The 7,091-nt window shown below is 70.3% G+C and carries 7 protein-coding genes; 3 read left to right on the top strand and 4 right to left on the bottom strand.

The features are described 5' to 3' along the window. The first annotated feature begins 176 nt into the window (after positions 1 to 176). The 3 genes from AB0O44_RS04440 to AB0O44_RS04430 all read left to right on the top strand — a co-directional run bounded on the left by AB0O44_RS04440 (position 177) and on the right by AB0O44_RS04430 (position 2,592). Positions 177 to 1,505: a nicotinate phosphoribosyltransferase gene (locus tag AB0O44_RS04440; protein WP_290257424.1), complete on the top strand. Its 1,329-nt coding sequence runs from the start codon at positions 177 to 179 to the stop codon at positions 1,503 to 1,505. Next, complete coding sequence (locus AB0O44_RS04435; protein ID WP_364134775.1) at positions 1,506 to 2,144, top strand: isochorismatase family protein; 639 nt, start codon at positions 1,506 to 1,508, stop codon at positions 2,142 to 2,144. Positions 2,145 to 2,226: 82 nt separating this feature from the next. Beyond that, positions 2,227 to 2,592 carry a hypothetical protein gene (locus tag AB0O44_RS04430; protein ID WP_290257422.1) on the top strand — a complete coding sequence of 122 codons (366 nt, stop codon included), beginning with the start codon at positions 2,227 to 2,229 and terminating at the stop codon, positions 2,590 to 2,592. 120 nt (positions 2,593 to 2,712) lie between these two features. Here AB0O44_RS04430 and AB0O44_RS04425 read toward each other — a convergent pair whose 3' ends face one another. The 4 genes from AB0O44_RS04425 to AB0O44_RS04410 all read right to left on the bottom strand — a co-directional run bounded on the left by AB0O44_RS04425 (position 2,713) and on the right by AB0O44_RS04410 (position 7,062). Then, entirely contained in the window at positions 2,713 to 4,497 is a 1,785-nt protein-coding gene (locus AB0O44_RS04425; protein ID WP_364134772.1) for a DEAD/DEAH box helicase, read from the bottom strand. A 97-nt stretch (positions 4,498 to 4,594) separates the two neighbouring features. Beyond that, entirely contained in the window at positions 4,595 to 4,942 is a 348-nt protein-coding gene (locus tag AB0O44_RS04420) for a DUF3039 domain-containing protein (RefSeq protein ID WP_290257420.1), read from the bottom strand. Positions 4,943 to 4,963: 21 nt separating this feature from the next. Continuing rightward, a complete protein-coding gene (locus AB0O44_RS04415) occupies positions 4,964 to 6,064 on the bottom strand; it encodes an NADH:flavin oxidoreductase/NADH oxidase (RefSeq protein ID WP_364134769.1) in 1,101 nt (366 codons plus the stop codon). Next, complete coding sequence (locus AB0O44_RS04410) at positions 6,064 to 7,062, bottom strand: tetratricopeptide repeat protein (protein ID WP_364134766.1); 999 nt, start codon at positions 7,060 to 7,062, stop codon at positions 6,064 to 6,066. The genes AB0O44_RS04415 and AB0O44_RS04410 overlap by 1 nt, the downstream gene beginning before the upstream one ends. Positions 7,063 to 7,091: the final 29 nt, after the last annotated feature.

Here is a 7,091-nt window from a genome sequence, read left to right as displayed (position 1 = left end):
GGGCCCCGCGTCGAAGCGGAGCAAGACGAGGGAGCCGGTGGGTGGGCCCCCGACGGCGAGGGCCCCGCGTCGAAGCGGAGCAAGACGAGGGAGCCGGTGGGTGGGCCCCCGACGGCGAGGGCCCCGCGTCGAAGCGGAGCAAGACGAGGGAGCCGTCGGGGACTAGAGTAAATTTCGTGAGCACCTCCGCCGGCTGGGACCACCCCCGCACGTCCTTGTACACCGACCATTACGAGCTGACCATGCTGCAGGCCGCCCTGCACTCGGGCGCGGCCCACCGCAAGTCGGTGTTCGAGGCCTTCGCCCGCCGGCTGCCCGAGGGCCGCCGCTATGGCATCGTCGCCGGTACCGGCCGCCTGCTTGAGGGCATCGCGAACTTCCGCTTCGGCCCCGGGGAAATCGACTTCCTGCGCAGCACCGGCGTGGTCAACGAACAAACCCTGGAGTACCTCGCGGACTTCTCCTTCTCCGGCGACATCTGGGGCTATGCCGAGGGCGACGCGTACTTTCCCAACTCCCCCATCCTGATCGTCGAGTCGACCTTCGCCGAGGCCTGCGTCCTGGAGACCTACATCCTCTCGATCCTCAACCACGACTCTGCCATCGCCTCCGCCGCGTCCCGGATGATCACCGCTGCCGGCACCCGGCCGTGCGTGGAGATGGGCTCCCGCCGTACCCAGGAGGAATCCGCCGTCGCCGCCGCCCGCGCCGCCGTGATCGCCGGCTTCGCCAGCACCTCCAACCTGGAGGCCGGCCGCCGCTACGGCATCAAGACCGTCGGCACCGCGGCCCACTCCTTCACCCTGCTGCACGACACCGAACGGGACGCCTTCGAGGCCCAGCTGGCCTCCATGGGCGCGGGGACGGCGCTGCTGGTGGACACCTACGACGTCGAGGCAGCCGTGCGCACCGCCGTCGACCTCGCCGGGGACAAGCTCGGCGCGGTCCGCCTGGACTCCGGCGACCTGGTGGCCCAGGCCCAGTGGGTACGCCAGCTCCTCGATGACCTCGGCAATGTCAACACCCGCATCATCGTCACCTCCGACCTCGACGAGTTCGCCATCGCGGCCCTGCAGTCCGCCCCGGTGGATTCCTACGGCGTCGGCACCTCCCTGGTCACCGGGTCCGGCGCGCCGACGGCAAGCCTGGTCTACAAGCTCGTCAGCCGCACCAACGACGACGGCGAGTTCGTCGCGGTCGCGAAGGCGGCGAAGAACAAGGCGAGCAAGGGCGGCCGCAAATACGCGCTGCGCCGGCTCAACGACCGCGGCATCGCGACCCAGGAGATCGTCGGCATCGGCCACCGGCCCGAGGACGACGGCAACGACCGCCAGCTGCTGCAGCAGTTCATCAAGAACGGCGAGCTGCTTCCCGGCTGGACCGGCCCCGAGGGGGTGGTGCGCGCCCGCGACCGGCACGCCGCCTCCATGGCCGAACTGCCGCCCGTGGTCAACCGGCTGCAGCGCGGCGAACCGGCCATCCCCACCGTCTACGAGGAGGACTGAATGTCCCGCGCCCTGATCATTGTCGACGTACAAAACGACTTCTGCGAGGGCGGTTCCCTGGCCGTTGAAGGCGGGGCGGCACTGGCCGCGGAGATCAGCGAATACGTCGACGCCCACCACGGGCAGTTCGACCACGTCGTGGCCACCCAGGACTGGCATGTCGATCCGGGCGCGCACTTCTCGGACACGCCCGACTTTGTTGAGAGCTGGCCGCGGCACTGCGTCGCCGGCACCCGCGGGGCGGAGCTGCACCCGGACCTGGACACCGAATACATCCAGGCGTATTTCCGCAAGGGCCAGTACACGGCCGCCTACTCCGGCTTCGAGGGCCTGCTGGCCCCGGACGACGCCGTACCCACCGGAGACCGGACGCCCGGCGCGCTGCCGGTGGCCGGCCCAGCCGGCGGCCAGGAGGCGGACGAGGACGCGATCGGGCTGGACGACTGGCTGCAAAGCCACGACGTCGAAGAAGTTGTGGTCGTGGGGATCGCCGCCGACTACTGCGTCAAGGCCACGGCCCTGGACGCGGTCCAGGCCGGCTACACCGTCACCGTCCCGCGCAGCCTGACCGTGGGCATCGCCGACGACCTCGAGGACGCCTTCGCCGAGATGGAACTCGGCGGCGTCGAGCTGGACTGAGATCGCGGCCCCGGCGCCGCGCACAGTAGACTCGGAATCCTTGCCAGTAACGTCGGAACAGTAAATCCCGGAGTACATCATCATGAAGAAGACCCTGACCGTCCTGCTCGCTGCCGGGACCATCCTCGGAGCGGCCGCTTGCTCGGCCCCGAAGATGACCACCGCCGAGACCTGCGACCGGATCAAGACGATCACCAGCTCCCCGTCCTCCAGCTCGGACAAGTTCGGCATGACCCGCCTGGCAAACCAGATCCGCCCGATCCAGGCCACCGCCTCCGAGGAACTGCAGGCACCGCTGCAGTCGATCGTTGATTACCTGGACGAGGCCGCCGAGAAGGACCCGGACCAGGGCAAGCTCGACGAGCTCAAGGGCAAATACACCTCGGCCGGCCAGACCTTCTCCCAGGCCTGCGGCGGCGGCGCCCAGTCCGGCCAGCCGAACCAGTAGCAGCTCCCCCGAACGACACGAAAAGGGACCGGATCACTCCGGTCCCTTTTTCGTGCCGTGACTCCGGGGCGCCCGGGCGCTCGGGCGCACCGGGCGTACCGGGCCCCGCGGGGCGTCCGGCTACTTCCGGCCGATGAACCAGTCCTGCAGCTTCCGCAGCCGGCTCTGCAGCTGTTCCTCGTTGGCCTGGGCGACGGGCGGGCCGCCGCAGACCGTGCGCAGCTTGGTGTGGATGACCCCGTGCGGGGTGCCGGTCCGGGCGGACCAGGCGGCGACGTTCTTGGCCAGTTCGGTGCGCAGGTCCATCAGCATCCGGTGGTCCGGGACCGCCGGCGCCGGCTCGGAGGCCGCCGCCTGGGGGGCGCGCTTGTTCTTGCGGCTGAGCTGTTCGTGCTGGCGCTGGCGCAGCAGCGTGCCCACCTGTTCGGCGTCGAGCAGGCCGGGAATGCCGAGGAAGTCCAGCTCGTCCTCGGAGCCGACCTCGCCGCCGGTGCCGAATTCGCCGCCGTCGAACAGCACCCGGTCGAAGGACGCCTGGGAATCCAGCGCCTCGAACTTGCCCTTCATCAGCGTGTCCGAGGCCTTCTCCTCGCGGTTCGCCTCGTCCATCAGCGAATCCTCGGGGTTGAACAGCCCGTCCGCGTCTTCCTTCTCCGGCCGGTCCAGGGCGTGGTCCCGCTCGGCCTCCATCGAGTTAGCCAGCGCCATCAGCTGCGGCACCGAGGGCAGGAACACCGACGCCGTTTCGCCGCGCTTGCGGGCACGCACGAAGCGGCCCACGGCCTGGGCGAAGAACAGCGGGGTGGAGGTCGACGTCGCGTACACGCCCACCGAGAGGCGCGGCACGTCGACGCCTTCGGAGACCATCCGCACCGCGACCATCCAGCGCTTCTCCCCGGCGGAGAACTCCTCGATCTTGGAGGAGGCCTTGGCGTCGTCGGAGAGGATCACGGTGGGTGACTCCCCCGTGATCCGCTTCAGCTGCCCGGCGTAGGCCCGGGCGTCCTCGTGGTCGGTGGCGATGACCAGGCCGCCGGCGTCGGGCACCGTGCGCCGGACCTCGCTCAGGCGCTTGTCCGCCCCGGCCAGCACGGCCGGGATCCATTCGCCCGCCGGGTTCAGCGCGGTGCGCCAGGCCTGCGAGGTGATTTCCTTGGTAACGGCGGCCTCGCCCAGGGAGGCGGCCATCTCGTCGCCCGCGCTGGTGCGCCAGCGCATCTGGCCGGAGTAGGCCATGAACATCACCGGACGGACCACGTGGTCGCGCAGCGCCTTGCCGTAGCCGTAGGTGTAGTCGGCCTTGGAGCGCCGGATGCCGTCGCGGTCCTCCGCGTACTCGACGAACGGGATCGGGGAGGTGTCCGAGCGGAATGGGGTACCGGTCAGGGACAGCCGGCGCGCGGCCGGGTCGAAGGCCTCGCGGAGCCCGTCGCCCCAGGAGAGCGCCTCGCCGCCGTGGTGGATCTCATCCAGGATCACCAGGGTGCGGGCGGCCTCGGTCTTGGCCCGGTGCAGCATGGGCTTGCTGGCCACCTGCGCGTACGTGACGGCGACGCCGATGAAGCCGCGGCCGTGCTGGCCGTCGGCGTTCTTGAAGTTCGGGTCGATGGCGATGCCCACCTTCGCCGCGGCGTCGGCCCACTGGCGTTTGAGGTGGTCCGTGGGCGCCACGATGGTCACGCGGTTGACCACGCCCAAATCGATCAGCATGGAGGCCACGCGGAGGGCGAAGGTGGTCTTACCGGCCCCGGGGGTTGCGACGGCAAGGAAGTCCCGGGGGTTGGTGGCGAAGTAGTTATCCAGCGCCTCCTGCTGCCAGGCACGCAGTTTCGGCGCGGTTCCCCACGCGGCCCGCTCGGGATAGGCGGGCGGCAGCACGGGACCGCCGAACAGTGTTTCCGTCACTTAGCGGGCCTCCCGTCCATACGTGTCTGTTGGTTCGGGAAAAGCCCCACTAAGCACAAAAACACCAATCTTTTTCGGTTGAACCGGATGCCACGCCCTACTTGCCGGAGCCGCCGTCGTCACCGCCGGGGCGCAGCCCCTCGTAAACCTCTTTGCATTCGGGGCACACGGGGAACTTCTTCGGATCCCGTCCGGGGGTCCAGACCTTGCCGCAGAGGGCAATGACGGGTTCCCCGGAGAGGGCCGATTCCATGATCTTTTCCTTGCGGACGTAATGCGCGAAGCGCTCCCGGTCTCCCGGTTCCACTTCCTGGCGCAGTTCCTCACGCTCGATCGTCGCCGTCGACGTCCCGGCGCCGGAAAGCTCACGCATCGGGTCGTTGTCGAGGTCGTTGTCCAGGGCGTTCTGGGGGGCCGTCGTCAGGGGTTCCGTCATGCTGGTCATGGCTTCCATCTTAGCCGCTGGCTAGAACGTCCGCCGGGGCATGGCCCGTTCGTACTGCGGCGGCCAGGCCAGCTCGTGGCCCAGTTCGAAGGCCGCGCGCAGCCACCAGTGCGGGTCGCGCAGCGCCGCGCGGGCGATCAGCACGCCGTCGGCCTGGCCGGTCGCCACGGCGTGTTCCGCCTGGCCAGCGGAGGTGAGCAATCCCACCGTGCCGGTTTTGACGCCGGCCTCGCGTCGGATCTTGGCACTGAAGCCGGTCTGGTAGCCGGGACCCACCGGAATCGTCTGGTGCGCTACGGCGCCGCCGCTGGAGACGTCCACCAGGTCCACGCCGCGCTCGGAGGCGGCGCGGGCGAGCCGGACGGAGGCCTCGGCGTCTACGCCGCCCTCGGCCCAGTCCGAGGCGGAGATCCTCAGCAACAGCGGCATCGAGTCCGGAATGACCTCGCGCACCGCGTCCACCACGGCAAGCATGAGCCGGTTACGGCCCGCCTCGTCGCCGCCCCATTCGTCGGTGCGGTCGTTGATCAGCGGGCTCTGGAACTGGTGCAGCAGGTAGCCGTGCGCACCGTGGATTTCGATGGTATCGAAGCCCACCTCCACGGCCCGCCGGGCGGAGGCAACGAAGTCGGCGATCACGCCCTCGATCTCGGCCCCGGTCATGGCCGACGGCGGCGCGTAGCCGTCGAAGGCACCGGCGCCCGGGCCCACCGGGTCCCAGCCGCCCTCGGAGGCAGGGACGGTGCCGGTCTTGCCGGAGAACGGCCAGTAGCTGGAGGCCTTGCGGCCGGCGTGCGAGAGCTGGGTGCCGATCTTGGTCTCCGCGGTGCCGTGCCGGTGCACGAAGTCCACGATCCTGGTCCAGGATTCGGCCTGGGCGTCGTTGTAGAGGCCGGCGTCCCGCGGGCTGATCCGCCCGGCGGGGTTGACGGCGGCCGCCTCGGTGAGGATCAGGGCCGCTCCCCCGGTGGCGAACGATCCGAGGTGCATCAGGTGCCAGTCGGTGGGGACGCCCTCGGCGGTCTCGGGTTCGCAGCTGTACTGACACATCGGCGAGACCCAGCCGCGGTGCTCGAGCCGCAGGGAGCGCAGGGTCAGCGGGCTGAAGAGTGCGGACGCCATTAGAACAGCACCCGGGCCAGGTTCTGGCGGGCCTTGGCCACGCGCTCGTCGGTGGCGCCGACGACGTCGAAGAGTTCCAGCAGGCGCACCCGGGCGGTCTCCCGCTCCGGTCCGAAGTTCCGGCCGATGAAGGCCACCACCCGGCCCAGGCCGTCCTCCACGTGCCCGCCGGCGACGTCGAGATCGGCGACGGCCAGCTGTGCGTCCAGGTTGTCCGGTTCCTCCGCGGCCTTGGCACGGACGGCGTCGGCGTCCTCGGTGGACAGGGCCTGCAGGCGTCCCATCAGCTCCACCTGGGCCAGGCCCACCTTGGCGTCGGCGTCGGCGGGCATCTCGGTGAGGGCCTGGCGGTACGCGGCGGCCGCACCGTCGAAGTCACCTGCCTCGATCGCGTCGAAGGCCTTCTGGTGCAACGGGGGCAGCGGCGGGGCCTCGGCCTCCGCGGCGGCCGGACCGCCGCCGATCCGGCCGGTGACGCCGTTGGCGGCGGCCACCTTGAGGAGTTCATCGAAGAGGCTGCGGACCTGCTGCTCGTCGGCGCCGCCCTGGAAGAGCGGCACGGGCTGGCCCTTCACCACGGCGACGGCCGTGGGAACGGCCTGCACCTGGAACGCCTGGGCCAGTTGCGGGAAGGCCTCGATATCGGCGGCGCCGAGAACCAGGCGGCCCTCGTAACTGGTGACAATCTGCTCCAGGGCGTCCACCAGATCCCCGGACCCGGGTGAGTAGGAGGCCCACATGGCGATGACGACGGGCACCCGGGCGGAGAGGTCCACCAGGTCCTGGAAGTTGGCCTCGGTGACGTTGACGCGCAACGGGGCGGCGCCGCCGTCCGTTGGCTGCTGGGCGGATCCGGGCTGGGCGGCTCCGGCATGCGTGGACCCCGGTCCGGCGGGCGGTGCGGGGCGTTGCTTCAGCGAGGAAAGATCGACGGCGCCCCGCAGGTTGATCGGGTTTGCGGCTGCGGGCGGGACCGGGCGGGATGCGGGCGAAGTCATGGAACCACTCTATCGACTCCGCCCGCGGC

Origin of the sequence: Arthrobacter sp. NPDC080082 (assembly GCF_040686595.1) — a bacterium.
GTDB lineage: Bacteria > Actinomycetota > Actinomycetes > Actinomycetales > Micrococcaceae > Arthrobacter.
Note: the sequence above shows the minus strand (reverse complement) of the source record. Positions and strands in the feature narration are given on the sequence as shown.